This window comes from Methylotenera sp., assembly GCF_029945705.1.
Lineage (GTDB): Bacteria > Pseudomonadota > Gammaproteobacteria > Burkholderiales > Methylophilaceae > Methylotenera.
The window spans coordinates 1-2759 of record NZ_JAQSDC010000037.1; the positions used below are offsets into that span (position 1 = coordinate 1).

Sequence of the window (2759 nt, forward strand, 5' to 3'; positions counted from 1 at the left end):
ACATTGTTCAAATAATCAAAATACCACTCATGGGTCATCGTACCCCAAGTTACTTTTGAATTGTTAAAGAACTTAAATTTAGGGAAGGCAACGGTTGTAAAGAAGCCTGGATCGCTTGAAAAGGCTGCCTTAGGTGTCGGTATGATTCTTACATAACCCAATGAATCTTTGGTTATGCTGCATGACTCAGTTGGCAAAGCGCCCCATTGGTTGTGAACGGTTAATTTTACATCGTACCAACCTTGTTTTGAAATTGGATATTTAATCCCTTGTGGCGCCCCATTGGTGCTATTCAAAATACTATCGCCATTGCCATAATACCAATCGTAGCGCAATTTCGAAGCATCACTTGGCTGAGATACCCAACTGTTAAAGTCGATTAAGCCTGGCTCGCACTGTATAAAGTGTACGGGCATAGTGAATACTGGATAAGGTTCTAATACTATTCTTAAGTCATCACTTACCTGTGGACATACACCCTCTTTGTTGCTTGTAACTGTTAAGATGGCCTCACCTAATACTGTATCTTGGTTACCTTGGTAGTATTCTGTATTCGGAAGGGTGGTGCCTTTGATAAAGTTTCCATCGCCACTGGTGCTCCACAAGATGCCTTTGGTTACAAACTTACTGGTAGATTGCAATACAAACGTATCGTTCTCGCACAGTGTATAAGGATCAACATTGGTAATGGTTATCTCTGGCTGTGTCTGAATTGTTTTAAAGGTAAAGCCAGTATCGGAACATTTGGTTAATGGATTCGTGTATTTATATACCAACTTGTAAGGTCCTTCGTATTGTTGAATTGCGGGTCCTTTACTTGGATCGAAGGTAGAACCTGTTACAAATGAACCATACCATGAACTGTTTGCATCATTATCGGGGTAATTACTTTTTAATTGGAAGATGCCTGAAGTGGAACAAACGGTATCTGGTCGTGCCAATTTTATTTGTGGTAAACCATTCACATTCACATCTGTGCTATCTGTTACCAAACAGCCACTTGAAACATCTGTGAATCTCAGTTGGTACTGACCTGGGCCTGTGCTTGGGTCAAACTTCTTTTGCTGTGATTTGATTGCATTGTTAAGTGCATTGTTAACTGCTGGCACGCTTTTGTCTCTCGATCCTCCAAAGGCAATACACTGCCAATAGCCATCTGGGAAACGCTTGCCACTGTTTTTCTCTATTACAAAACTATCTAAGGCCAACAATGGGTAATTGATACACTGACTTGGAATTGGGTCGAACTGAATCTCTGGTAAGCGAACCACTGTGATGGTGGCGGTATCGCATTTCTGACAGCTGGTACTTGGATTCTTGAAACAATATTCTACCAAGTAATCACCTGTCTTATTGTTTTCGCCTTCGAGTCCTGGATCCATGTAGTATTTACTTGGGATATAGGTATTATCTTCTCTTATCAAGGCTGCTGGATCTACGCCTGATGAAGGGGGTACGGATATGACACGGTAGCTTTGAATACCGCCTACTTTTACAAATGGGGTATCTACTTGTTTTTCTAAGTCTATTTCTCCTGCTCTTTGGCAGAAGATACCATTCTTAATATGCACCAATGGATTTGGGTTCAATCGGATGGGTTTACATTCTGAATTATAACAACCTTTAAAGTCTCTAAAGTCGTAGCAGATTGTATCTCTTAAGCCTGCTTGAGGCACTTGTTCATTCTTTATAAACAATGGGTAATTGTATATGAAGGGTGAACTGCCTACCGGTCCGCCGGTTACCCAACTTGGTTTCTTAAATTTCTGGTAGTAGCGAATATCTGTAAACTTAGCGCCAGACTGATCCTTGGCTATGGCGACTTGTTTTTGGGTTAAATTAATTGCACCATCGGTAAAGCACCTTGGGGGAAGCCCTGCAAAACTGAAGGTTGGAAGCGGATTTACATCTATTAATAAGGTGTCGCGGTCTTCGCAAACTACTCCACCTTGTGTTACGCGCAAGTATAGGTCGTATTTGCGAGCCGCTTGTTGTATGATTTTTGTTTTGAATGAACTATCGTTAGCCATGACAATACCAGTATTCAAATCTGTCCACACAAATTGGCGGGTATAGCCTAGTGGTCGTCTTGCAGCTTTTACTTTCAAGGTATCTAAGATACATATCTCGCGGTCTGGTTTGGCAATGGCTACAACGGTATCATTCACAGCCAAGTTCATGGTATCTCTGGCATAACAGCCCAGTATGTCTATCACTTTGGCAATGTATTGGCCGGCGATGTTAATTGTTTTTAAGCGGGTGCTATCGCCATCGGGCTGCCAATAATAGCGCAAGGTATCTGCGTTTTGAGCATCTAAGGTAATGTTCTGATAGGTACATATCCGCTTATCTGGACCAATATTTACTTTTGGTAAGGGTTGGTATTTTACTTTGATGGTATCGGTATCAACACATTTATTTTTATCCGTTAATTTTAATAAAATAGTGGTATTAAAGGTGGGTTTAATTGCAAATCGGTTGAGTGTATCTTTGGTTTTAAAGGTCCCTATTGGACTTTCCCAACGGTATTTAAAACTAGGCACACCATAGGCGATGATAGGTTTAATAACTAAGCTATCACCAGCGCACACAAAGGTATCGCGACCAAATGCTAATTCTACATCTAAAACTGGTGGTATAATTACTGTATCTGTATAAATCGTCGGACAGTTAATCGGTAAATTATTAATCGTATGGGTAATAATGTATTTACCGCCGCGTTTGAATTTAAAACTATCGCGCTTTAGAAAACTTTTATA

General features: G+C 40.5%; 1 protein-coding gene. It reads right to left on the bottom strand.

Going from position 1 to position 2759, the window contains the following annotated elements:
* On the bottom strand, window positions 1-2759 hold a 2759-nt coding region (locus tag PSU78_RS07130), incomplete at both ends, for a hypothetical protein (protein WP_300386371.1).